The 24,224-nt window shown below is 65.9% G+C and carries 24 protein-coding genes and 1 pseudogene; 11 read left to right on the top strand and 14 right to left on the bottom strand.

The features are described 5' to 3' along the window. Nucleotides 1-127: 127 nt before the first annotated feature. Together ACT86A_RS17790 and ACT86A_RS17785 are read left to right on the top strand one after the other, a co-directional pair. Nucleotides 128-1,354: a styrene monooxygenase/indole monooxygenase family protein gene (locus ACT86A_RS17790; protein WP_445093267.1), complete on the top strand. Its 1,227-nt coding sequence runs from the start codon at nt 128-130 to the stop codon at nt 1,352-1,354. 29 nt (nt 1,355-1,383) lie between these two features. Further along, nucleotides 1,384-2,622, top strand: a complete 1,239-nt coding sequence (locus tag ACT86A_RS17785) for a styrene monooxygenase/indole monooxygenase family protein (RefSeq protein ID WP_445093266.1) — start codon at nt 1,384-1,386, stop codon at nt 2,620-2,622. A 500-nt stretch (nt 2,623-3,122) separates the two neighbouring features. Here the strand turns inward: ACT86A_RS17785 and ACT86A_RS17780 are convergent, their stop codons facing one another. The 5 genes from ACT86A_RS17780 to ACT86A_RS17760 form a co-directional block, all read right to left on the bottom strand. Continuing rightward, nucleotides 3,123-3,545 carry a RidA family protein gene (locus tag ACT86A_RS17780; RefSeq protein WP_445093265.1) on the bottom strand — a complete coding sequence of 141 codons (423 nt, stop codon included), beginning with the start codon at nt 3,543-3,545 and terminating at the stop codon, nt 3,123-3,125. Between the two features lie 59 nt (nt 3,546-3,604). Next, nucleotides 3,605-4,999, bottom strand: coding sequence for a bifunctional folylpolyglutamate synthase/dihydrofolate synthase (locus ACT86A_RS17775; RefSeq protein WP_445093264.1), 1,395 nt, complete (start codon nt 4,997-4,999; stop codon nt 3,605-3,607). A 6-nt stretch (nt 5,000-5,005) separates the two neighbouring features. Beyond that, the gene (locus ACT86A_RS17770; protein ID WP_445093263.1) at nt 5,006-5,728 is read right to left on the bottom strand and encodes a dienelactone hydrolase family protein; all 723 of its coding nucleotides are present in this window, start codon (nt 5,726-5,728) and stop codon (nt 5,006-5,008) included. A gap of 14 nt (nt 5,729-5,742) precedes the next feature. Further along, nucleotides 5,743-6,126, bottom strand: coding sequence for a fumarylacetoacetate hydrolase family protein (locus tag ACT86A_RS17765; protein WP_445093262.1), 384 nt, complete (start codon nt 6,124-6,126; stop codon nt 5,743-5,745). An 81-nt stretch (nt 6,127-6,207) separates the two neighbouring features. Beyond that, nucleotides 6,208-6,993: an IclR family transcriptional regulator gene (locus ACT86A_RS17760; RefSeq protein WP_445093261.1), complete on the bottom strand. Its 786-nt coding sequence runs from the start codon at nt 6,991-6,993 to the stop codon at nt 6,208-6,210. Between the two features lie 99 nt (nt 6,994-7,092). On the opposite strand from ACT86A_RS17760, the gene ACT86A_RS17755 reads away from it, so the two are divergent. The 6 genes and pseudogenes from ACT86A_RS17755 (at nt 7,093) to ACT86A_RS17730 (ending at nt 11,353) form a co-directional block, all read left to right on the top strand. Next, nucleotides 7,093-7,893 carry a 2-keto-4-pentenoate hydratase gene (locus tag ACT86A_RS17755; protein ID WP_445093339.1) on the top strand — a complete coding sequence of 267 codons (801 nt, stop codon included), beginning with the start codon at nt 7,093-7,095 and terminating at the stop codon, nt 7,891-7,893. After that, nucleotides 7,890-8,840 carry an acetaldehyde dehydrogenase (acetylating) gene (locus tag ACT86A_RS17750; protein WP_445093260.1) on the top strand — a complete coding sequence of 317 codons (951 nt, stop codon included), beginning with the start codon at nt 7,890-7,892 and terminating at the stop codon, nt 8,838-8,840. The genes ACT86A_RS17755 and ACT86A_RS17750 overlap by 4 nt, the downstream gene beginning before the upstream one ends. Beyond that, on the top strand, nt 8,837-9,862 hold the full coding sequence (dmpG, locus tag ACT86A_RS17745) for a 4-hydroxy-2-oxovalerate aldolase (protein WP_445093259.1): 1,026 nt from the start codon (nt 8,837-8,839) through the stop codon (nt 9,860-9,862). The genes ACT86A_RS17750 and dmpG overlap by 4 nt, the downstream gene beginning before the upstream one ends. Before the next feature lie 121 nt (nt 9,863-9,983). Next, entirely contained in the window at nt 9,984-10,793 is an 810-nt protein-coding gene (locus ACT86A_RS17740) for a 2-keto-4-pentenoate hydratase (RefSeq protein WP_445093258.1), read from the top strand. Between the two features lie 107 nt (nt 10,794-10,900). Then, nucleotides 10,901-11,047, top strand: a pseudogene (locus ACT86A_RS17735) (zinc ribbon domain-containing protein); the annotation flags it as partial. A 15-nt stretch (nt 11,048-11,062) separates the two neighbouring features. Then, a complete protein-coding gene (locus tag ACT86A_RS17730) occupies nt 11,063-11,353 on the top strand; it encodes an OB-fold domain-containing protein (RefSeq protein WP_445093338.1) in 291 nt (96 codons plus the stop codon). Between the two features lie 55 nt (nt 11,354-11,408). Here ACT86A_RS17730 and ACT86A_RS17725 read toward each other — a convergent pair whose 3' ends face one another. From ACT86A_RS17725 to ACT86A_RS17700, 6 genes are all read right to left on the bottom strand, one after another. Continuing rightward, nucleotides 11,409-11,888, bottom strand: coding sequence for a nitroreductase family deazaflavin-dependent oxidoreductase (locus tag ACT86A_RS17725; protein WP_445093257.1), 480 nt, complete (start codon nt 11,886-11,888; stop codon nt 11,409-11,411). Nucleotides 11,889-12,000: 112 nt separating this feature from the next. Next, nucleotides 12,001-12,423, bottom strand: a complete 423-nt coding sequence (locus ACT86A_RS17720) for a Zn-ribbon domain-containing OB-fold protein (protein ID WP_445093256.1) — start codon at nt 12,421-12,423, stop codon at nt 12,001-12,003. A 258-nt stretch (nt 12,424-12,681) separates the two neighbouring features. Continuing rightward, a complete protein-coding gene (locus ACT86A_RS17715; RefSeq protein WP_445093255.1) occupies nt 12,682-13,659 on the bottom strand; it encodes an AraC family transcriptional regulator in 978 nt (325 codons plus the stop codon). A gap of 246 nt (nt 13,660-13,905) precedes the next feature. Beyond that, on the bottom strand, nt 13,906-14,217 hold the full coding sequence (locus ACT86A_RS17710; RefSeq protein WP_445093254.1) for a cold-shock protein: 312 nt from the start codon (nt 14,215-14,217) through the stop codon (nt 13,906-13,908). Nucleotides 14,218-14,592: 375 nt separating this feature from the next. After that, entirely contained in the window at nt 14,593-14,754 is a 162-nt protein-coding gene (locus ACT86A_RS17705) for a hypothetical protein (RefSeq protein WP_445093253.1), read from the bottom strand. Nucleotides 14,755-14,913: 159 nt separating this feature from the next. Then, nucleotides 14,914-15,966 (bottom strand): fused (3R)-hydroxyacyl-ACP dehydratase subunits HadA/HadB, encoded by a 1,053-nt coding sequence (locus ACT86A_RS17700; protein ID WP_445093252.1) that lies wholly within the window; start codon nt 15,964-15,966, stop codon nt 14,914-14,916. A gap of 289 nt (nt 15,967-16,255) precedes the next feature. On the opposite strand from ACT86A_RS17700, the gene ACT86A_RS17695 reads away from it, so the two are divergent. The 3 genes from ACT86A_RS17695 to iolB all read left to right on the top strand — a co-directional run bounded on the left by ACT86A_RS17695 (nt 16,256) and on the right by iolB (nt 19,807). Beyond that, a complete protein-coding gene (locus ACT86A_RS17695; protein WP_445093251.1) occupies nt 16,256-17,776 on the top strand; it encodes a catalase in 1,521 nt (506 codons plus the stop codon). Nucleotides 17,777-17,958: 182 nt separating this feature from the next. Beyond that, nucleotides 17,959-18,918 (top strand): 5-dehydro-2-deoxygluconokinase, encoded by a 960-nt coding sequence (iolC, locus tag ACT86A_RS17690; RefSeq protein WP_445093250.1) that lies wholly within the window; start codon nt 17,959-17,961, stop codon nt 18,916-18,918. A gap of 4 nt (nt 18,919-18,922) precedes the next feature. Next, nucleotides 18,923-19,807 carry a 5-deoxy-glucuronate isomerase gene (gene iolB, locus ACT86A_RS17685; RefSeq protein ID WP_445093249.1) on the top strand — a complete coding sequence of 295 codons (885 nt, stop codon included), beginning with the start codon at nt 18,923-18,925 and terminating at the stop codon, nt 19,805-19,807. 257 nt (nt 19,808-20,064) lie between these two features. Here iolB and ACT86A_RS17680 read toward each other — a convergent pair whose 3' ends face one another. From ACT86A_RS17680 to ACT86A_RS17670, 3 genes are all read right to left on the bottom strand, one after another. Further along, the gene (locus tag ACT86A_RS17680; RefSeq protein WP_445093248.1) at nt 20,065-21,003 is read right to left on the bottom strand and encodes an undecaprenyl-diphosphate phosphatase; all 939 of its coding nucleotides are present in this window, start codon (nt 21,001-21,003) and stop codon (nt 20,065-20,067) included. Nucleotides 21,004-21,230: 227 nt separating this feature from the next. Then, complete coding sequence (locus tag ACT86A_RS17675; protein ID WP_445093247.1) at nt 21,231-21,839, bottom strand: SLATT domain-containing protein; 609 nt, start codon at nt 21,837-21,839, stop codon at nt 21,231-21,233. A 283-nt stretch (nt 21,840-22,122) separates the two neighbouring features. Further along, nucleotides 22,123-24,069 (bottom strand): glycoside hydrolase family 15 protein, encoded by a 1,947-nt coding sequence (locus tag ACT86A_RS17670; protein ID WP_445093246.1) that lies wholly within the window; start codon nt 24,067-24,069, stop codon nt 22,123-22,125. Nucleotides 24,070-24,224 lie beyond the last annotated feature (155 nt).

Below are 24,224 nucleotides of genomic sequence, written 5' to 3'. Positions count from 1 at the left end.
GGTGCTCCCGGCAGCGCTGCACGGCTCGCAGTAATTTCCGATGGATGCGAGCCAACTAAATATTTTGGATCGCAGAGACGCCTCCATCGGCTTACTCAGCGAGCACGATAGTTGAAAGGGAGCGTTTATGCGCACAATAACCATTGTCGGCGCCGGCCAGGCGGGCCTGCAGCTCGGAATCGGTCTGGTGGACGCCGGTTACGACGTTCGGATCGTCTCGAATCGCACGGCCGAGGAAATCTGGAACGGTCGCATTACTTCGAGCCAGTGCATATTCGGGAACGCGCGTGCCCGTGAGGCCTCGCTCGGCCTGGATTTCTGGAACGACGGCCCGCTTATCGATGGCATCGCGGTCAAGGTCTCGGACACCCAGGGTGGTCTGGCGACCGGCTACTCGTCGCGTCTGGATCTGCCGGCGCAGTCGATCGATCAGCGGGTGAAGATGCCGCGCTGGATCGAGGAGTTCACCACGCGGGGTGGGCAGCTCGAGATCCGCGACGCGACGATCGATGATCTGGAGGAGTACGCCAGGTCTTCCGACCTCGTCCTGGTCGCTGCGGGCAAGGGCGAGATCGCCAAGATGTTCGAACGGGATGCGACGCGGTCGCGATTCGAAACCCCGCAGCGCACGGTTTCGGCGACCTATCTGCATGGCATGCTCCCCACCGACGACTACACCGTGGTTTCCTATGGCATCGTGCCGGGCATCGGCGAGTACTTCGCGTTCCCCGGAATCACGACGTCGGGGCCGTGTCACATCATGGCCATGGAAGCCGTCCCGGGTGGCCCGATGGACTTGTTCATGGGCCTGACCGATCCGCAGGATCACCGGGACCGGGTGCAGAAGATCCTGGAGGAATTCCTGCCTTGGGAGGCGGAGCGTACTCGCGACGCGGTACTCACCGACGATAACGCTGTGCTCGCCGGAGCGTTCGCGTCCACCGTTCGCAAGCCGCTCGGTGTGCTGCCTTCCGGTGCCACGGTGCTGGGCCTGGCCGATGTCGTGGTCCTGAACGACCCGATCACCGGGCAGGGTGCCAACAACGCGAGCAAGTGCGCGATGTCGTATCTGGCCAGCATTCTCGAGCACGGCGACCGGCCGTTCGACAACGAGTTCAAGACCAGCACGTTCGAGCGGTACTGGGACTACGCGAAGTACCCCACCGCGATGACCGACATGTTCCTGCTTCCCCCTCCGCAGCATCTGCTCGATGCCCTTGGTGCCGCGGCGAACAACCCCCGAGTGGCGCGCCGGTTCGCCAACGGGTTCGATGAGCCTCGTGACTTCTGCCTGTCGTTCTTGGAGGCAGACAGCACGGCGGCATTCCTCAAGGAAGCCGCGCAGACCGCGTAGGCGGGGGCGCGACCGAGAAAGGACACTCAGTGCGCAGTATTACCATTATCGGCGCGGGTCAGGCCGGTTTGCAGCTCGGAATCGGGCTGTTGGACGCCGGTTATGAAGTCCGGCTTGTTTCGAATCGCACCGCTGAGCAGATCGCGAACGGCCGGGTCACTTCCAGCCAGGTGATCTTCGGTTCGGGACGGGCGCGGGAAAAGGCCCTTGGGCTCGATTTCTGGAACGATGCGCCGCCCATGGACGGCATCTCCGTGGCGGTGCCCGATGGGCAGGGTGGCAAGGCCATCTCCTGGGCGTCGCGTCTGGATCTGCCGGCGCAGTCGATCGATCAGCGGGTGAAGATGCCGCGCTGGATGGAGGAGTTCACCAATCGGGGTGGGCAGCTCGAGATCCGCGAGGCGACGATCGATGATCTGGAGGAGTACGCCAGGTCTTCCGATCTCGTGGTGGTCGCCGCGGGCAAGGGTGATATCGCCAAGCTGTTCGAACGGGACGAGTCGCGGTCGGCATTCGATTCCCCGCAGCGGATTCTGTCGGTGGCGTATCTCAAAGGCGTGCAGGCTCCGACTCCCAATCCGAACTCGACCTTCACGTACAACATCATTCCGGGCGTCGGCGAGTACTTCGTGCCGCCGGCACTGACGACGACCGGGCCGTGCCACATCGCGGTTGTGTCGGCCCTGCCGGGCGGTCCGATGGATGTGTTCAAGGGCGTGACCGATCCGCAGGATCATGTGGAGCGTATTCAGAAGCTGCTGAGCGAATTCCTGCCTTGGGAGGCGGAGCGTATCCGCGACGCGGAACTCACCGATGAGCTCGGCGTGCTCGCCGGCGGATTCACTCCGGCTATCCGTAAGCCGATCGGTGTGCTGCCTTCCGGTGCCACGGTGCTGGGCCTGGCGGATGTCGTGGTCCTGAACGACCCGATCACCGGACAGGGTTCGAACAACGCGAGCAAGAGTGCGGCCTCGTATCTGGGCAGTATTCTCGAGCATGGCGACCGGCCGTTCGACGACGAGTTCAAGACCGTGGCCTTCAACCGGTTCTGGGACTACGCGAAGTACGTCACCGAATGGACCAACAGCTTCCTCGTTCCGCCGCCGCCGCACGTGCTGCAGATCCTCGGCGCCGCGGGAGGCAATCCTCGCGTGGCACGACGGTTCGTGAACGGCTTCGATGAGCCGCGTGACTTCTATCTGTGGTTCACCGACCCTGAGGCGTCGGCGGCCTACCTCCAGGAAGCCGCGGGTTCAGTAGGCGCCTGAACACGGCCTGCTCTATCGGCGGTCGATAGCTCCCGTTCAAATGTACTGGGTTGAGGGGGCTTTCGAGCATGCTGCGGGTGAAGGCACCGCAAGGTGCCCCGAGATCCGGGAACTGCTCGTCGAGTCACCCGAACGCTGGGCCGGTGTAGGGCACCGGCCTCGGCAATACATTCGGGTTTGCGCTGTCAGCGGAACGTCGCCAGCGTAGCGCAGATCGAACTCGTCGCGCAGGTTTTCGAGAACAACGGCGAATTCCACCGGTCCTGACCGGTGCGGTGCTGGATCAAGTCCATGTACCGCACCGGTCAGTATTGGTAGTGCGCCGCGATTTCGGCTGCGTTCGACGCGATGACAGCTCGTCGTCCGGGATCCCTGATCACCGATATATGGCCGAGCTCTGTGGATCCTGCTGTCTCACTCCATTTGTATTCGTCAGAAGGGCCCGGCCGCTTTGCAGCGACCGGGCCCTTCTGATTTCATTCTGTACGATTTGTGCTCGCTCAGCCGTTCTGACCGCTGCGCCGGGCAACGGCTTGGACCTCGATGAGCAGGTGCGGGTGGGGGAGTTGGTGCACCGCGACAGTCGTCCGGGTCGGGCCGTCGCTGTCGAAGAACTCGCTCCAGACTTCGTTGTATCCACCAAAGTCGTTCATGTTGACCAGGTAGGTCGTCGTGGATACGAGGTCGCCGAGATCGGCGCCGACGGCCTGTAGCACGTCACGCACATTGCTGAGCACCGCGCGCGTCTGCTCACGAATGTCCAGAACTGTCACGCCGAATTCGTCGGCGGACGCCCCGGCAATCGTATTGTCCGGGCGGCGGCTGCTCGTGCCGGAGACGTAGATGGAGTCGCCGGCCACCTTCACGTGTGGGAATGCGCCGCGCGGGGTAGCTTTACCGGCAACGACAACTGCTTGATTCATTGGATTCCTTATTCGCGCAATAGTTGTTCAGCTCAGAAATTCGACTATATCTCGAAGCGTTACCGCTCCTGCGCCCAGTTGCGAGCGAGACTGACGAGGGTGATCGACCCGAGAACGACAACGGCCGCGGCGTCATCGGCCGTTGCGCGTGACCGGGCAACCTGAAGAGCGTGCTCCGGGTCATCGATCACCAGCACGGATGCTCCGGTTTTCGCCGCCTCAGCCGCGAGTTGCTCGGGCGGCACCGCTCGGGGCGATGGTGCGGTGGTGACGATCAGTTCGGCGAAAACGCCTCGCATTTCTACGAAGATCCCGCTGTGGTCCTTTTCCTCGAGGATCGCGACAACGCCGATCAGTTTCCCGCCCGAGAATTCTTCGTGCAGCGAACGCATTGTCGCCGCAACGCCGTGCGGGTTGTGTGCTGCGTCGACAATGACAAGAGGTTGCCCTGGGAGATGTTCCAGCCGCCCGGGCGAGCTCGCCGCGGCGATCCCACGGCGGACGACGGCAAGGTCGAGAGGCCGCTGTCCCTCCGTGAGCAGTGCCTCCGTCGCGGCGATCGCGACTGCCGCGTTCTGCGCCTGGTGCGCACCTCGCAATGGCAGCAGCAGATCCGGATAGGTTCCGGCTGACCCGGCAACGTCGATCAAATGTCCCTGCGCGGTATGCCGGCGCCCGCACACCGAGAAACGGTCCCCCTCGAGCCAAAAGGGAACCTCTCGCTCATCCGCGAATCTGGTGAGCGAGAACAACGCATCCGCCGGCTGCGTGGCGGATACCGCGATGGCATGGGGTTTGATGATGCCGCCCTTGGCCCGGGCTATCTCCCCGATCGTGCCACCGAGCAGATCGATGTGGTCGACATCGATCGGGGTGAACACGGCTACGTCACCATCGGCGACGTTTGTGGGGTCCCACTGACCGCCCAGACCGACCTCTATCACCGCGACTTCGGCATGCTCGCGCGCGAAGGTGTAGAACGCGAGCACCGTCAGGGCTTCGAAGAACGTCAGCGGAGGCCGCCCGCTGTCCACCAGTTCCGCGTCCGTCGCTGTGACGGCATCGGCCACCGCACGCCAGTACTCCACCAGGCGCTCCGCATCGACCGGCGAACCGTTGATGCGGATGCGTTGATTGATATGGCCCAGGTCCGGGCTGGTGAACAAAGCAGTGCGGTACCCATGGGCGCGCAAGATCGTTTCGGTGATACAACTGGTCGACGTTTTCCCGTTCGTGCCGGTCACGTGCACGATCCGGTACGCGCGATGGGGGTCCCCGAGCAGCGATAACACACGTCGTGTCGGATCCAGCCGCCGCTCGGGCGCCGCTTGCGTTATGCGCGAGTAGAGCGCCTCCGCGAGTTCACCCTCGGCGCTCGAGCGCGCCGCCTGGACAACGTCCTCGTCCGCGCCGAGGTCATCCTCGCTGATGTCCTGCTCTTCTCGCCGGTTCACGGCGCCCTACGCGAGGGTGGTGTGCTGGCAGAACGCCAGGACCTGCGGCCACGAGGCGGCGAACGCGGCGGCGTTCGGGGGAGTCCCCTGCAGACCGTTCACGGCGAACCCGTGCCCGGCGCCGGGATACAGGTGCGCGATGGTCGCGCCGGTGTCTCGCGACTCGAGCGCATCGCGCAGCCGGACATAGCTTTCCCACGGGACGAGCTCGTCGGCCTTGGGGTAGAGCATCATGACCGGCGACGTCGCGCGCGCGGCGACCTCTGCCGCGTCGAGGGTGTGATTGGCAGCCGGCGGAATCAGCACGGTCGGATGATAGGCGACCACGTTCGCGAGGCGGTCGTCCCGGCCACCGGCGAGCAGCGCGAACCGACCGCCCACGCACCAGCCGATCACGCCCACCCGTTCGAGGCCGAGTTCGCCGACCATGTGGTCGACAAGCCGGCGGAGCTCGTCGAGGCAGGTTTCGTCGTCGAGCGTTCCCAGCCGGGCGATCAGGTCCGCGACCGGCGTGTTGTCGGTGCTCGGCCCATGCCACATATCCCACACCACCGCGGTCATACCCGCCGCGGCGATGTCGTTGGCCAGCGCACGAATCTGTGGCGCGTTCCCGAAAACGTTGGGCAGCAGCAGCATGCCCGACTTCCCGCCCGAACTCGGACGCGCAAGATATGCCCGAAGTTCATCGACAGCCAGTTCTGATACTTCGACATTTGCGTCCACAGACATCTGTGTCACTCCGTTCAGACGATTCGGTTGCGAATAGTGCCGAGGTTCGTGATCGCGATCTCGACCACATCTGCGCCCTGGCGCAACCGCGGGGGTGGGAAGCCGCTCCGCACCCCGGCCGGCGTGCCGGTGGCGATGATATCGCCCGGGGGCGACGGGATGCCCGTCGACAGAGTCGCGATGGGCTCGGGAATGTCGGAGATCAGGTTTCTGACGATGGCGCGTTGACGCACGTCGCCGGTGACCTTGGCTGCGTCCGCGTGAGCGAAGGTAACCAATCGCATGCTGCAACCAATCTGACCATTACGAACCAATCGGAACAGGCTGAACTCTAGCCTATCGAGAAAATTAGCGCCAAGTCGCGCACGCTGGAACTTCCTTCTGGAAAATTGGTGCATATTGGTCTGATAGAGATCGCTCGAAGGAACTGGATCGGGAGGTCGGCATGTGACTCGCTACAACGACATGCCGCGTGCAGCTCATTCGGACTTGTCCGCCCGCGGCATGGCGGCGTTGCGGGAGTAGGTGGTGCTGAGCGCGGCGGCGGCGGCTTTGACCGCCTCCACGTGCGATTCCGGCCGGTACCGTCCAACTGGTCCGGCGACGCTGATCGCGGCAACCGCGGTAGTGCCGTTGCGGTCGAATACGGGCGCGGCCACGCACAGCAAGCCGAGCTTGGACTCCTCACGCTCGAACGCCACACCCTGCTTACGGACGCTGTCGAGGTGCCGGTCCAGCAGACCCGGTGCGATCATGGTGTGTTGGGTGCGGCGCTCCAAGGGCCCGGCGAGAACGCCGCGCCGCAATTCGGCATCGGCGTACGCGAGCAGGACCTTGCCGATAGCAGTGCAGTGCAGTGGCATTCGTCCACCGGTGCGTGAGGGAGTCGGCGTCTGCCGGTGGCCCCCAATTTTGGCCAGATAAATGACCTCGGTCCCATCGAGCACGCCCAGATGCACCGTCTCATGCGTGCGCTCGTACAGATCTTGCAGGAACGGCGTGGCCACCTCCAACAGGCTGCGCCCCACAAGCGCCCGCAGTCCCAGCTCGAGCACCGCACTGCCGAGACGGTAGCCGCCATCGACGCGCTCCAGCATCTTGTGGCCGACCAGTTCGCCCGTCAATCGGTGCACTGTCGTTTTGGGGAGATCGGCGCGACGGGCCAGTTCCGCCAACGAGAGCACTGGGTCATCAGCGGTCAACGACCACAATATCGCCATTGTTTTCCCCAGCACCGAGTGCAAGTCCGGGGTTGCGCGAAGCATCGTGCCAGTGTACCGCTGAGCGGAACACTTGAATTGGGGGTCCGCGTTCGGGTCGCCGATAGTGGACGGGTGATTGAAGCAGGCGGCAGCCCACCCCGAATGGTGGTCGGCGAGGTAGCGGACACGGCGGCAGCAAGGCTTCGGGCAGCAGCCCGGACCGGCGTCGCGTGCGAGCCGGTGCGTGACCTGATCGGCGCAGACGATCTCCAGGCCGCTTACGCGGTGCAACAGCGTCTCACGCAGGCGCGGCTCGCGTCCGGGGCCACTATCGTCGGCCGCAAGATCGGGTTGACTTCCGAGGCGGTGCAGCGGCAACTGGGTGTCGATCAGCCGGATTTCGGCATCCTCTTTTCCGGCATGGAATACCCGGAGGGTGCCCACGTCCCCTTCGGTGCCTTTCTGCAACCACGAGTAGAGGCCGAGATCGCCTTCGTGCTCGCCGCAGACCTCGCCGACGGCGAGCTGAACCTGGACCAGGTCAGGGAAGCGGTGAACTACGCAACCGCCGCCATCGAGATCTGTGACAGCAGGGTCGCGGACTGGGACATCCGCTTCGCCGACACGGTTGCCGACAACGCCTCGGCGGGTGGATACGTGCTCGGTGGCACCCGGTTGGGGCTCGATGAGCTGACGCCACGCGACGTCGAGATGTCGATGACCGTGACCGGTCAAGATGATTCCGTCGGCAGCGGCGCCGCGTGCCTCGGGGACCCGTTGCTGGCTCTGCAATGGCTGGCGCGCACGGCTCGCGATCTCGGCGACCCGCTGCGGGCCGGACAGGTCGTGCTATCCGGCGCACTCGGTCCGATGCGGTCGGTCGTCCCCGGTGCCGAGGTCGTGGCAACGATCTCCGGCCTCGGCTCTGTCACAGTCCGCTTCGACCAAGGAGACTCAGTATGAGCACGCGAACAAAGGTGGCGATCATCGGGTCGGGCAACATCGGCACCGATCTGATGATCAAAGTGATGCGTACCGCACAGCACCTCGAGATGGCTGCCATGGTCGGCATCGACCCCGACTCCGACGGCCTTGCCCGGGCGCGACGGTTCGGTTTCGCGACCACGCACGAAGGCGTCGAAGGGCTGCTCGCACTCCCGGAGTTCGACGAGATCGGCATCGTCTTCGACGCCACCTCCGCCAAGGCGCACGAACGTAACGCCGCCCGCCTCCAGCCCTTGGGCAAGCGGCTCATCGATCTCACCCCGGCAGCGATCGGCCCCTACGTCGTGCCGGCAGTCAACCTCGACGATCATCTCGATGCGCCCAACGTCAACATGGTGACCTGTGGTGGCCAAGCCACCATTCCCATCGTTGCCGCCGTTTCCCGGATCGTGCCGGTCGCCTACGCCGAGATCGTCGCTTCTATCTCCTCGAAATCAGCCGGTCCCGGCACCCGCGCGAATATCGATGAGTTCACCGAAACCACGTCCGCGGCAATCGTCGAAGTCGGTGGTGCCGAGCGTGGAAAAGCGATCATCATCCTCAACCCGGCCGAGCCGCCGCTGATCATGCGTGATACAGTCTTCGCGCTCGTTGCCGCCGATCCCGCCGTGCATGATCAGATCCGCGCGTCCGTGGAGAAGATGGTGGCCGACGTCGCGGCGTATGTCCCCGGCTACCGACTCAAGCAGCAGGTGCAGATCACCGAGTTGCCCGCGGACCAGCCTGTGCGCACCCTGTTGGCGCCCGGCGCCTCCGGTCACCCGACTCACCAGGTCTCGGTATTCCTCGAGGTCGAAGGCGCGGCGCACTACCTTCCCGCCTACGCAGGCAACCTCGACATCATGACCTCCGCGGCACTGCAGGTCGCCGAGCGAATCGCAGCAGCTGAGGAGAGCGCCCGATGACAGCGTCGATTTTCGTCCAGGATGTCACTCTGCGCGATGGTATGCACGCCGTGCGCCACCGCATTACTCCCGACGACGTGACCCGCATAGTTGCCGCGCTCGACGATGCGGGGGTGGATGCGATCGAGGTCGCGCACGGCGACGGCCTCGCCGGAGGTTCGGTCAACTACGGGCCCGGCTCACATACCGATTGGGAGTGGATCGAAGCCGCCGCCTCGGTCATCAAACGGGCCCGGCTCACAACGCTGCTGCTGCCCGGAGTCGGCACGATTCACGAACTGAAGACCGCCTACGACCTGGGCGTGCGGTCGGTGCGAATCGCGACCCACTGCACCGAGGCGGACATCTCCGCCCAGCACATCGCTGCCGCTCGCGAACTCGGCATGGACGTCTCGGGGTTCCTCATGCTGTCGCACATGGCGCCGCCCGAGGAGTTGGCGCGGCAAGCAAAGCTGATGGAGTCCTACGGCGCGCACTGCGTATACGTGACCGACTCCGGCGGCCGGCTGACCATGAACGATGTCGTCGCCCGGGTGCGGGCCTATCGGGATGTCCTCGACTCCGAGACCGAGATCGGCATTCACGCCCACGAGAACCTGTCGTTGTCCGTGGCGAACTCCGTCGTGGCGGTAGAGAACGGTGTTCGCCGGGTAGACGCTTCCCTGGCCGGTCACGGCGCGGGAGCGGGCAACTGCCCTCTCGAAGCCTTCATCGCCGTTGCCGACCTGTCCGGCTTCGAGCATGGCTGCGACGTGTTCAAGCTGCAAGACGCCGCTGACGACATCGTGCGTCCGCTCCAGGACCGCCCGGTCCGCGTCGACCGGGAAACCCTCACCCTTGGCTATGCCGGCGTCTATTCCAGCTTCCTGCGGCACGCCGAGAATGCGGCAGCCCGATACGATGTCGACGTCCGGGACATTCTCATGGAATGCGGCCGTCGCCAGCTCGTCGGTGGTCAAGAGGACATGATCATCGACATCGCTCTCACCATTCGCGCGGCCGCGGCCGAGAAACCGGAATAGGTCGTGCCGTCCGGGTACTGCGACAGCACTCGGACCACCGGAACCAAAGCGACCTGCGAATACATCGTGTAGCAGTCCCCGCACTGCTACTCCCGACTGACGAATGTGTATGTGTGAAAATATGACTTCCCTTCAAGCCTCAGAGTCCGAAGCCTCGCTCGACGTTCGCGCGCTCGCGACGTCGCTGTATGAAGCGGCCACAACCACCACCGCGATCGAGCAGCTCAGCCTGTCGCATCACATGACGCTCGCTGACGCGTACGCCGTTCAGGCCAGCGGTGCGCAACTGCGGGAACAGCGAGGCGACCGCGTCGTCGGCGTCAAACTCGGCTTTACGAGCAAGGCCAAGGCCGAGCAGATGGGTGTCTCAGACGTCATTATCGGCGTTCTGCACGAAAGCATGCGGTTCGCGCCCGACTCCGTGTCGGATGTGTCGCAATGGCTGCACCCGCGGATCGAGCCGGAGGTGGCTTTCCGGCTCGGTAGCGATGTCGACCTGGCGGACCCGGACGCCGATATCCTTGGGGCCGTCAGTGATGTCGCCGCAGCCCTGGAGATCATCGACAGCAGGTACGAGAACTTCAAGTTCTCCCTCACCGATGTTGTCGCCGACAACACCTCCGCTGCCGGGTTCGTGCTCGGCGACTGGTTGCCTTACGCTGATGTCGCGGCCCGTCTGGACCTGGCCGACCTGGACGTCACTCTCGACGTCGGCGACACCAGGGCCGAATCGGGCAACACCGTGGACATCCTCGGCAGTCCGCTGGCCGCTCTGCAGGCCGCGCAAAGAATGGCTCAGACCTATAACCTGGAACTTCCGGCCGGGTCGATCGTTCTGGCCGGGGCAGCGACCGCTGCCGTCTGGCTGACCGCCGGCAGCGAGATCACGGCGACCGTGTCGGGGCTCGGCTCGGTGCGATTCAAGGTGTGAAGGTTTCGCAAAAATAGGTATGTCCCCGGTCATCCGACCGTCGCCGGAACGCCCCGTATGAGGGACGCTGGAGCGAATCCCGCCAGCACCATTCCGCGGAGGCTCGCATGCGCACCCACAATCCGGAGCACACCCCGAATATCGTCAGCGACCGCAGTGCACAGTGCGTAAATGACAGGTTGATGATTCGGCGATGTGCGGCATGCGACAAGCTGCTCGCGCCGGTGACCGCCGGGTGTTCATCCTGCGGATCCGAGGATCTCGATCCGGTGCCCTCGTCTGGGTTGGGTTCGCTCGTGTCGTGGCGGGTAGTGGATCGTGCCCCGACCGAACGGCATGGCGAGCTGGTGCCGCTGACGATCGCCATTGTCGAGCTCGACGAAGGCCCATTGGTCTACACGTCCATCGAGGGGGAGGTCCCCTCGTTTTCGAGCCGGCCGGTGCGCGTGCAGTTCCAGCCGCATCCCCGCGAAGACCGGTTTCCGGTCTTCGCGGTGAGCGCCGATCCGCAGAACGGCGGGCACCAGCACCGACCGGCCCGCATCCCGGTCTGCGAATAATCGCGGTGCGCACCCTACGACCTGGGCATTCCCGCACACTCCGGGCGGGATGAGGTCACGTCGGCACGATTTCGAAGACCGGATGCGTGCGTGCGTTGTCGAGGAATTGCTGCGGCGAGGAGTCCGGGCGCACATCCAGGTACGGCAGCACGAAGAACCGTCGATACAGTGCCACGACGGCTTTCGGAACGCGTGGCGGCCCCGAGGCCAGCGATGCCCGGAACACGCCGGCCGCCTGGTCGCGGGGCAACTCAGTGGCCGTCACAGTCTCGACGTGCTTGCCCTGGCGCAGTGTCGCCTTGCCGTGTGCCGCCCGGAGGTTGCGCACCCAGTTCACCGTTCCATAGGACGCCACCAGGAATCGCCGGTTGTCTTGCTCGAACACCGCCAGCGGTGTCTCGATCGGGCGGCCGGTGCGCCGCCCGGACACAGTGAGCAGACGGAACGTCCACATCGGCAAACCAGCGCGTATTGCGGTCCGCATCCAGGCGTTGGACGCCCGCACACCCCATCCTGCTCGATACGGCTTGGCCATGCACTCGAGCGTTCGCCGATCCGTGATCGAAGGCAAGGGCCGGAAGCCGTCCGGCGAGAGCTCGCCCGCCGCGGCTGCGATTCCCTATCCGGACGGACGTGGGCGAGTGTGTTCAATTCAGGTGAGCACTGCCGTTCGAGGCGTGCTGATCGGAAATGATCGCGAAGACCGGGAATCTGCCGCCCCGGCTGCGCGGCTGGAATTGCACACGGACCGGCTGATCGACCGGTGGCAAGCGTTCGCCCTCGAGCATGGTGTAAACCCAGGGGCCCTCGTCGAGTGCGACGATGGCGATCGTCGATGGGACCAGCTCACGACGGCTGCCGCAGGCGACGCGGTCCGCGACGCGCCAGGACACGATCGAGCCGACGCCGGACGACGGCAAACCCTCGAGATCGCGGGATCGGCAGGATGAACACGCGGTGGTCAGCGGATCGAACAGCTTGTCGCATGCCGCACAGCGCCGGATCATCAACGGACGTGGTGCACTGTCGTCGTGGGCGTTCTCGGTGCGCTCCTGATGGTGTGGATACATGGAAACCTCATCGAACTACTGCTGGTTGGCTTCACCCAGCGTGGTCCGTGTGGCGGCGTCCGGCGAGGGTCGAATGACGGTCGGTATACCTGTTTTTGCTCAGCCAGGCCCGTGATCAGCGGGTTCGGGTGGGCTGGTCACCACGATCAGCTGCCGATCAGGTGGCGGGCGTCACACCGCCGCGCTTCCGCGAGAGCGTTCGCCGCTTCAGGCGTGACGCCATGCGGCTGGGGACCGGCAGGTACTCCACGCGGGTAGTCACGCGGACAAAGCTTCAGTGGGTGGCCGGCCGTAACGGACGAGATAGGCGACAGCGAAGCGGGCCGGGCGGGCGAAGCCCCACCGTTCGGCGATGGCGGCCACGGTCTGTCCGTCGCCGGGCTCGGATGTGGACAGGTCCTCATGGGCGCGCTCGACGCGCACCCGACGGAGATAGCCCAGCGGCGTGGTGTCGTAATGCCGGCGGAAGTCGTGCTGGAGGGCGCGCGCGGTGACCCCACTGGCCTCGGCGATGTCGGTGAGCGTCAGCGGCTGGTCGGCATTCGCGTTGATGTATTCGATCGCACCCCGCAAGGCCGACGGGGTGATCGGGCCGGGGTCGCGTAGGTAGTCGACTGTCATTGCCGTGTTCGGGAAAGTGATCAGCGCGGCCGCCGCGATACCCGCGGCCGTCTGCTCGGCGACCAAGGGGTTGCGCATGGATGATTCGGGGTCCATCAGGGCGCGGTGAACTACGCTGACCAGTCGCTGCCAGTATTGCCCCATGGTGTTCGAGACCGGAGACGCGGAGTGGAATCGGAGACCGCCCACCGGCGCACCACCCTGTCCTTCCGCCGCCGCGGTGACGCGGTCCATCGGCAGCCGGAGCAGGGACATGTCCGGATCGTGGGCTTCGAAGGAGAGCCCGACACCCATCGGGACCACCGCGACGTCGCCGGGGCGCAGCAGTACTTCCGCACCGCCGCGCAGCAGATATCGGCCCGCGATCAGATGTTCGAACACGAGGTAGTCGAAGGGTTCGGAGTCGGTGGCGTAACCGATCGCGCCACCGACCCGGTCTACGGTCATCGTGTCGGTGGCGACAGTCCGGACGGTGAACGTCGGCTCCGGCGGGACATCGAGGAATCGGGCGCGGTTGCCGACGTACATCCGGTCGATGTAGTCGGTGATCTCGGCGGAGTCGGTCGAGGAGAATTCGTATCGCTCGACGGGCGCGGGTGCGGTGGCTATCGACATTGTCGCCTCCTGCTAGGACGGGATCCGGGCCGCAGCTTGGGAGCTTCTGTCACGACCACGTGTCCGCGAACGGTCTCGGACACGCCGTCGCCTGTCGTCTATTGTCCTGCTTGCCGGCCGATAGCTCTAGGTGGCGTGCAGGTCGATGCCGATGCGTTCGATCGGTAGCCGACCAGGTGAGCGAGGTATCGGCCCGCCGGTCCCCATGCCTGGGTTCGGCATGGGGCCGGCGATTCGGCCGCTGGATCAATCGTTGCCAGTTGACCGCCGCATATCCGCCGCGGCGGGGGGCAGCGGACGCACCGCCGTCGCTTCCGGGCCACGGTTGCGCATGGCGGCGGTGAAGATGACGGGCTGGCCCGCGCGCAGCGATTTGTAGCCCGTGGTCTCGATGCTGGTGTATTCGACGAACACCGGCGTCGGATCATCCGCGGGCTGGAGGAATCCGAAGCCTTTCTCGACGTTGAACCAGACCACCGTGCCGTGGCGCCAGGATGCGGCCGAGGTGCTGGGGTAGGTTTGCCAGTCGGTCACGGGCGTGGGGCTGTCCGCGGTCACGCGACGCTGCGGTGCGGCCGGCTGGACTGTACGACTGGACGCCACCAGGCGTCGAGGTGGCTGGGATCAGGCCGGCCGACCAGCGTTTCTGCGGGTTGTGCCGGCTCGGATTCACCAGGCCGGGGCGAGGTGTCGTGTGGTTGGCCGGGTGCCATGATCAGGTTCTGCATCACGTGTTGCATAGGCAAGGATAGCCTCTGTGCGGCAATGCTTTTCGCGTTTCTGCCGTGGCCTTGTGCCGCCCACGCCCACGCCCACGTTCGCGGCAACCGGCGAAGCCGGCTGGGGCCAGGCATCGGTCCACCGCCCGGGCCGCACCGATACGACGGATGCGGGTCCGGTGTTGGATCGGCCGCGAGATGGCCGAGCAGGGAATCAGACCGTGGTGCGCGTGAGCCGAGCGGTGTTTTCGTCGCGCCGCTGCGCGTCGTCGCGGCGCGGGGATCGACGTTCGGCCAAGCTGCGAGCGACGACCGTGGCATGGATCGCGATGACGGCCAGTGCTGCCGAGCCGATCACAGCAAGAAGCACAACCACGACAGATACCGGTCCTTTCGGGTGCGAGCGGGCCCGCTGCCCGCTCGATCGGGTACCGCGCACGCGTCCGCCGATCCGGGCGACCGCGCTCCGTCTCCAACGTGCCCCGGCTTCTCCGGACCAAACACACGGATTTCGGGTGGGGGATGGGACCTGCGCTCACGCGAGGGCGACCTCGGCCGTCGCCCGGCCGAAGATCTTGCGTCCCTCGTGCTCGGCGGTGATCGCCACCGTGGCGACGCGCGCGTCGGTGTCGAGGTGTTTGACCCGGCCCCGGAATTCGATCCGGCCGCCGCTCGCCCCGACGTGAACCGGACTGGTCAGTCGCACGTTGTAGGCGCGCAGGGCGCCGGGGTCGCCCAGCCATGAGGTGAGCAGGTCGACACTCAGCCCTATGGTCAACATGCCTTGGGCGACAACGGTTTCCAGCCCCATCCGCGCGGCGATCTCGGGGCTCCAGTGGATCGGGTTCGGGTCGCCCGCGACGCCGGCATAGTTGACCAGGTCGCCCCGGCTGATGGTGAGTGTTCGCGGCGCAAGCTCCGCGCCGGGGACGACGGTGTCGAACCGCCGCGCCCCCGCCCTCATCGGAACGGCGCGGGCTTCCCGGACGGGCTCGGTGACCGGTCCGACGTAGCGCGGGTGCGAGGGCTGGGCCGCCCTCCGCGTGTCGGGGCGTGCGCCGTGCATCACGACCGCGTCGATCGAACCCGGGAGCGTACTGTCGGCGCGCCCGGTCATACTGGTCCGTGATGTGACGATGGGCCGATCTTCCTGGTCCAGGATGGTCTGGCGCAGCACAATGAGGTCGCCGCCGAAGGCACGCCGGAACGAGTCCAGGCAGACCTCGAAGCCGATCCGGTCGCCGGCCAGCAGCGGGCGGTGGAACTCGACCATCTGTTCGGTCTGGATCATCCGGCTCAGGTCATAACCGGGAAGGATCGTATCGAGAACTTCGGCATAGGCGTGATAGCCGGGAACCGCGCCGAAGGTCGGCGGCGCCAGCAGACTGTCGTAGCCGAGATCGGCAGCCGCGTCCTCCGACCAGTGCGCGGGGTGGTAATTGCGCACCGCACGGGCGAACTCGCGAATCTTCTCGCGTCCGACCTCGTAGTAGTCGCGGGAGCGATACCGGCGCCCGACCATCGACGCAGCAAGCGCCGCGGGATCGGGCACCGCGGTCTCATCGGGTATCGAATGGATGCTGGACATCGCGGGGGAATCTACCCAACCCGAGCCGGAATTCCGCTCAGCCCGCGTCGCACGTCGTTTCGCTGCCGGCGCAACCTGGGAGATCCGGTGGCCGAGCTGCGGTGATCCTGTCGGCTCAGGCGCTGGAAGCTCTGGTCGGCGGTAGTTTGAGCAGTGGGCGCCGGGGAAGTCGATCGACAGAACCATTCCTGCCACCTGGCGTCGCGCGTCGGGATCCGGTCTTCGGTGCCACACCTCCTGACGGTTCACCGTCGGCCTCCCGCCCGCGACTCGCGAGGAGAGGAGAGAGATGACTGTTTCGAACTACACCACCGATGACGCCGGCGTTCCGGTCCCGAGCGACGAGCACTCGCTGACGGTCGGGCCCGACGGTCCGATCCTGCTGAACGATGCCTACCTGATCGAGAAGATGGCGGCGTTCAACCGGGAGCGGGTGCCCGAACGTCAGCCGCACGCGAAGGGCGGTGGGGCGTTCGGCAGGTTCGAGGTCACCAACGACGTGAGCGCCTACACGATGGCCGAGCTGTTCCAACCCGGCAAGAAAACCGAGATGCTGGCCCGTTTCTCCACGGTCGCGGGCGAGCGCGGCAGCCCCGACACCTGGCGGGATCCGCGCGGCTTCGCGCTGAAGTTCTACACCGAGCAGGGCAATTTCGACATGGTCGGCAACAATACGCCGATCTTCTTCGTCCGCGATCCGATGAAGTTCCAGGACTTCATCCGCTCCCAGAAGCGCCGCGCCGACAACAATCTGCGCGACCACGACATGCAGTGGGATTTCTGGACGTTGTCGCCGGAATCCGCGCATCAGGTGACCTGGCTGATGGGCGACCGCGGCATTCCGCGTAGCTGGCGGCACATGAACGGCTATTCCAGCCACACCTATCTGTGGTTCAACGCGGCCGGGCAACGGTTCTGGGTCAAATACCACTTCAAGACCGATCAGGGTGTCGAGTTCTTCACCCAGGACGAAGCCGACCAGATGGCCTCGATGGACACCGATTACCACCTCCGTGATCTCTGGGCGGCGATCGAGGGCGGCGCCTACCCGAGTTGGACGCTGAAGATGCAGATCATGCCGTTCGAGGAGGCGAAGACCTACCGCTTCAACCCCTTCGACCTGACCAAGGTGTGGCCGCATGGCGACTACCCGCTGATCGAGGTCGGCCGGATGACGCTGAACCGCAACCCGGCGGACTACCACACCGAGATCGAGCAGGCTGCGTTCGAGCCGAGTAGCTCGGTTCCGGGCACCGGCCCCAGTCCGGACAAGATGCTGTTGGCGAGGTGGTTCTCCTATCCCGACGCGCACCGCCACCGCATCGGCGCCAATTACAAAGAGCTGCCGGTCAATACGGCGCGCGCCACCGCTGTGCGGTCCTACAGCAAGGATGGCGCGATGCGTCATCACAACCCGGGCGACCCGGTGTACGTGCCGAACTCCAAGGGCGGTCCGCACGCCGACCCCGCTGTCGCAGGGCCGATCCCGAGTTGGTACACCGACGGGGAAATGGTGCGCGAGGCCTACACCCTGCGCCGGGACGACGACGACTGGGGCCAGGCGGGCACCATGGTCCGCGACGTGCTCGACGACGCGGCGCGGCAGCGGCTGGTGAGCAATATCGTCGGGCACCTGCTGAACGGTGTCACCCCACCGGTGCTGGAGCGGGCGTTCGAGTACTGGCGCAATGTCGACAAGGATCTGGGGGACCGGGTCGAGGCCGGCGTGCGGGCGAAGCGGAGCCAACTCGACCCGAAGGCCGCGGCCCAGGCCAACCCCGCTCGCTCCGCGGCCCAGGCGAAAGCCTGACGCTATGCCCGAAGCGGCCGGTTGCCCGGCCGCGTCGGCGTGCCGGGGTTGCGGCGGCGGATCGGGTGGTTTGTTGTTTCGTCATACAAGTCTGCGTGCTGCCGTGCCAAGCGGGTAAGTTGTGGCGCACAGTCGGAACAGGCGAAACGCCGTCCTGGTGCGCCCAACCCCGGAGTGAGCCCGTGACCGAGCAGTTCGAGCTGGTGTCGACCGGCAGGGTCGGTGTCGACCTCTACCCCCTCCAGTCCGGCGTCGGACTGGAGGATGTCGACACCTTCGGCAAATTCCTCGGCGGCAGCGCTGCCAACGTGGCGGTGGCCGCGGCCCGGCTCGGCCGCCGTAGCGCACTGTGGTCCGGTGTCGGCGCCGACCCGTTCGGCCGGTTCGTCCGGCGCGAACTGGTCCGGCTCGGCGTGAGCGATCAGCTGGTGACGATCACCGATCGGTATCCGACGCCGGTGACGTTCTGCGAGGTCTTCCCGCCCGACGATTTCCCGCTGTACTTCTATCGCCGGCCGAGCGCACCCGATTTGCAGATCACCGCAGGGCAGGTCGATGCCGAGACGATCCGCGGCGCCGGCGTCTTCTGGTGCACCGCCACCGGCCTGTCGCAAGAACCATCCCGCGCAGCGCATTTCGCGGCCTGGGAGGTGCGGGGGCGTCGTCCGTCGACCGTGCTCGACCTGGACTATCGCCCGATGTTCTGGAACGACGAGACACAGGCCGGCGAACAGATGCGCCGCGCGTTGGCCCAGGTGACGGTCGCGGTCGGCAACCGGGAGGAATGCCGCATCGCGGTCGGCGAGACCGACCCTGATCGGGCCGCCGACGCGCTGCTGGACCTCGGCGTCGACCTGGCCATCGTCAAACAGGGGCCTGACGGGGTGCTGGGCAGGACGCGGCACGAGTCGGTCGTCGTTGCACCGGTGGCCGTCGAGGTGCGTAACGGTCTGGGGGCGGGCGACGCTTTCGGAGGCAGCCTGTGCGACGGTCTGCTGGCCGGCCTCGATCTGGAGACGATTCTGCGGCGCGCCAACGCCGCGGGCGCGATCGTCGCCTCGCGCCTCGAATGCTCCACCGCCATGCCCACCCAGGGCGAGATAGCCGCGCTGCTCGCGCCGTCGCCGAGTGGAAAGGCCTGATCCGATGACCGAAAGCAAGCATTATCTGCCCGCGACCCGCACCGCGGGTGCCCCGCATCTCGTCGCGGTGACGCCCGAATCCGCCGGGTGGGGCCACACCAGTCTGCACGTCATCGAACTCGGCGCCGAGGGGGTGTACCGGGCCGACACTGAGCTCGACGAGGTTGTCGTAGTGCCGCTGTCCGGCTCGTGCACTGTGACCTGCGGTGGTGAGTCCTACGAATTGGCCGGCCGGGCAGGCGTTTTCGACGGTCCGACCGATTTCGCCTATATCGGCTGCGCCAGTTCCTACACGGTCTCCAGCACGGCCGGGGGGCGTTTCGCGCTCGGCGGCGCCCGCGTGCACCGGCAATTGCCGTTCCGGTATGTCGCGGCGGCGGAGGTCGCGGTCGAGCTGCGCGGTGCCGGGAACTGCAGCCGCCAGGTGCACAATTTCGCCACCGCCGACGTCTTCGAAGCCGAGTCGATCATCGCTTGCGAGGTGATCACCCCGGGCGGGAACTGGTCGTCTTATCCACCGCACAAGCACGATGAACTCACCGATACCGAGACCCCGTTGGAAGAGATCTACTACTTCGAATTCGCTCGCGGCGCGGATGACTCGCCGGGATTCGGCTACCACCGGGTCTACGGCACACCCGAGCGTCCGATCGACGTACTCGAGGAGGTCCGCGACGGCGACGTGGTGCTGGTGCCGCACGGCTACCACGGGCCCTCCATCGCCGCCCCCGGCTACCACATGTACTACCTGAACATCATGGCCGGGCCCGGACCGGAGCGGGCTTGGCGAATCAGTCACGACCCGGCACACGCGTGGCTGCGTGATAGCTGGGCGGACATGGCTGTTGACCCGCGGCTGCCCTTGCACGCGCGGCAGACTCGACGGTGAGCTGCGTCCGGCATGGCTGACGGCCGGCAATCGTGGTCGCCGGCGTCACGATGCGGACGGGTGTTGTCGACCACGGCCAACAGCTTCGATGCTTTGCGCCCCGCGTGAACGGATCCAATTCCCGTGTGTCACCGGCGTGCTCGTGACCGGGCTGAAGACACGTCGGCGCCTGGCGGCGGACGGGGCCATGTCACTGCGCTGCGTGTGGGGCTCGCTCCGCTCCCCGGCCCGGCTGACCCGAGTCGACCGTCGAGATCTCAGCCGAACCGGACAATCGAAAGCAATCCGGCGGCGATGCAGTACACCGCGAACGGCAGCAGCGTGCGGGTCTGGAAGTACCGCTCCAGGAATCGCACTGCCAGCCACGACGACACTCCGGACACGAGGGCCCCGACGAGCACCGGCCCTCGGATGCCGTCGGTCTTCGGTCCCACCAGTTCCGGTATTTCCAGCAACCCCGCGCCCAGGATGGCCGGAGTGGCGAGCAGGAAGGCGAATTTGGCCGCGTGTTCGTGTTCGAGACCACGCCACAAACCGCCGACCATGGTGAGCCCCGCCCGGCTGAATCCGGTCAGCAGCGCGCCGACTTGCGCGAAGCCGATGCCGATGGCGTCCCTGACCCCGAGCGCGGCCAGGGGCCGGTCTGCTTGGCGCCGGATTTGCGCCTCGGCGGTGAGAACACCTCTGCGCGCCTCCTTCCGGGCGAACCGTCGCCCGTATTCGGCCAGCGACGGCTCATTACGTCGGCGCAGTCCCTCGCCGATGATCAGCACTACGCCGTTGAGGGTCAGAAAGACGCTGGCGTAGATCGGCGCAGCGAACAGCGCGTGCAGCGTGTGCTCCAGCATCGGGCCGAGGACAGCGACGGGGATGGTGGCGATCACGATCAGCCACGCGAGCCGCTGCGGAATGGTGTCGAGGCGCCTGGTCTGCAGGGTTGTGACGAAACCGGTGACGATGGCAACCCAATCGCGCCAGTAGTAGGCGAGCAGCGCGACTGCCGTCGCCACATGCAGCGCGACCACGAATGCCAGATACGGTGTGTCCGTGGCGGTCTCGCCTTGGCCGGTCAACTTCTTCCAATCGCCTCCGAGCCATGCGGCAACCAACACGGAGTGCCCGAGGCTGGAGATCGGGAACAGTTCGGTGACGCCCTGCACCGCGCCGATGACAGTCGCTTGTAGGTAGGTGAGCACTGGGACGAGTCTTGCATGCGCACAACAGAATCGCCGGAGCGCCCTTCGCCCGAGCGAACCCGCCGGCGCCGATAGCGCCGGCGACGCAGCCGCTCATGCGACGGCTTCGGCTCGCCGCAGCGGTGCGATGGTTTCCGGCTCGATGTGTCCGAGCTGTCCGGCCATGGGGCGGGCGGTGCGTGTGCGGCCGCCGGCGGCCGCACCGGCGAATTCGAACGGGCCGAAGGCTACGGGCCCTGCTTTCGATCGAATCTGCTGATCAGCGCCTCCGTCGAAAGCTGAAACTCGGCCGTCCAGATATCTGTTTCCAGTGCGATTACATCATTGATTCTGCGGATGAAATGCCGGAGCATTTCCATTCGCCGATCGATTTCCGCATTGGAATTGGCGGATGTTCTCGAAATGGATATCCACTCGAGCTGGAAATCGCACAGCATTGTATTGATCGACTGCGCGCTCCGGATGTCACGTGTCCACGCTGTCGAAATTCCGAAGGCCCGGTCGAATGCCGCGCATCCGGCGGCGCAGGCCAGCAGTGCGTATCCCCAGCTCGGATCGAGAGCGTCGACTCCGGCGGTGGTCAGCAGGGGTACCAGGATCCCGAGTAGGCCCAAAACGATCATGGCCGCGGTGAGCGCGCGACTCGCCCGGCGTTTGGTTAGTTTGTCCCTTGAATACCAATCGCGTGCTTCTATGGCATAAGTCTCGACGCGCCGGAAAAGCTGGGCAAGGGTCTCGTCGGAACTCGACCAATCGTCGGAACGTAAGTCGGGCGAAGGCGGCACTCCGAGATCCTGCGAGCGATCCGCGCCGGTGGGCGATCGGTTCTCTGTCACGGTCGTACTGTAGCGCTCCGTCCGCTGCGCTCGGCCCCTTTCCGGCACGTGGTGGGACTTCGCCGCAGCCGCCACCACAACATCGTCCGCTGGACCGATGGGGCACAAACGGGGACTGGAGTGACTGCGGCCCAGGAGATCTGGATGACCGGTCAGATCGACCAGCGCTGGGGGCACTCCCGATGAGGATCATCGGGAATTCTCGGATCGCAACCGGGATCGGGCGGCAAGTGCGACACCGCAGTTGGTGATCGCCCGCCAGGCCGTCCCGGCATCGTCGAATTCAGTGGTGGAGGTATCCCACCGTGAACGGTGCTTCGCCGAGCCGGGGGGCGATCGATTCTCCGCCGAGCGCCTGCCGCAGTTCGGCCTGTTCGTCCTGGATGACGTGCATCACGGCGTTGATCAGGGCGAGGTGGGTGAAAGCCTGGGGGTAGTTGCCCCAGTGCCGGCCGGTCCGGGGGTCGATCTCCTCGGCGTAGAGGCCGAGGGGGCTGGCGTAGCCGAGTAGTTTCTCGCACAGCTGTTTCGCGCGCTTCTTTTCGCCGATCTCCGACAGCGCCGAGACCAGCCAGAACGAGCAGATGGTGAAAGCGCCTTCCGCGCCGGAGCAGCCATCGTCGGTTTCACTGACGCGGTATCGCAGGGCGAGGCCGTCTTCGGTCAGTTCGTCGGCGATGGCCAACACGGTGTTGCGAACCCGGGCGTCGTCCGGTGGCAGGAAGCGAACCAGCGGGATGAGCAGGTTCGACGCGTCCAGCGCCGTGCTCCCGTAGTACTGGGTGAACACCTGACGAGAGTCGACGGCATGGGTGCAAATGTCGGCGTGGATCTCGTCGGCGGCCTGCTGCCAGCGATCGGCGCGTTCGAAGTCCTGGTGGATGCGGGCCAGCCGGGCGCCGCGATCGGCGGCAACCCAGCACATGACTTTGCTCGAGGTGAAGTGTTGGGGCTTTCCGCGAACCTCCCAGATGCCGTGGTCCGCCTCGCGCCAGTAGGTGAGAGCGCTCTTGACCGCCCGGCCGAGCAGCGGCCAGGCCCGTGCGTCGATTTGATCTTGATGGCGGGCGTAGAGGTAGACCGCATCCAGCGCCGCGCCCCACACATCGTGTTGGCGTTGCCGATACGCGTCGTTGCCGATGCGCACCGGACCGGCGTTGTTGTAACCACGCAGATGAGTCAGGGTCTGCTCGGCGAGATCGGTTTCGCCGCCGATGCCGTACACGATCTGCATGTCCCGGGCTGTCTCGGTCAGGTCGAGGATGTAGGAGAAGAAGTCGTTCGCCTCCCAGCTGAATCCCAGTGTGTACAGGCCCCACAGCGCGAAGGCGGAGTCGCGGACCCATGAGTAGCGATAGTCCCAGTTGCGTTGTCCACCTGGTGTTTCGGGCAATGACGTAGTCGGGGCGGCGGCTATGGCACCGGTGGGTGCGAAGGTCAGGCCCTTGAGGGTCAGTGCGCTGCGGGTGAGCTGGGTTGTCCACGGATGGTCCGGAAACCGCCCGCCGGCCAGCCAGTGCCGCCAATGATGGATCGTCCGCAACAGCCGTTCGTCGGCCTCGTCGACATCACGGGGGGCGTCGCGACTGCCCCAGGAGAGCGCGCAGAAGCGCCTTTCACCGGTCTTCAGCAAGGTGCGGGCCACCGCGTGCGTGCCTTCCAACCCCAAGCGCATGTCGGTGCTCAACGTCAGCTGCAGATCGACTCCGTCGGCGCCCGCCTGCGCGAGGTGGTAGCTGTCGAGGTACTCCCAGCGCGCGCGATGCCTGCCATAGTCGAACGATGGCTGGCAGTCCAGCCCGAACTGGATCTGCCCGGTCTCGCAGCGCACCGTCCGCAACAGAATGTGCTCGGCGTCGTAGTCGGTCGGGGTGCGACGATGGGCGCTGCGGCCGGGCTTATGGTGCCGCCAGGGCCCGACCAGCAGCACGTCGCGCACCGTCGCCCAGCCTTCGCCGCTGCGCCAGCTGGTCTCCATGACCATCGTGCCCGGGACGTAGCGGCGGTCGGTGGGCACCATGAAGTCGGCGGGGGCGAACCGGAACGACCCGGCCGAACGGTCCAGCACCGCCGCGAAGACACTGGGGGAGTCCATGCGCGGTAGACACATCCACTCGATAGCTCCGCTGGGGGCGATCAGGGCGGTGACCTCGCAATCGGAGATGAAACCGTAGTCGTCGATCCGCGGGAACGCGGTCAGTCGCGGTGCGCTCTCGATCTCGTCGTCCATGGCGTGCTCCCTCGTCATCTCGGCGCCGGCCTCTGGCTGGTTATTCCACGCGATCGCCTGGCGAATCGCCCTTTCTCGACCGGGCTGCGAGCGGGATCGGGACCTGAGCGGGTGCGGTGGCAAACGCCGAACACCCGTTGCTTCGCCGGTCGAAT

The sequence above is a fragment of the Nocardia glycosmidis genome (genome assembly GCF_052545115.1).
The sequence above is the reverse complement of the archived record's forward strand: the minus strand, read 5'-3'. Positions and strand labels throughout refer to the sequence as shown.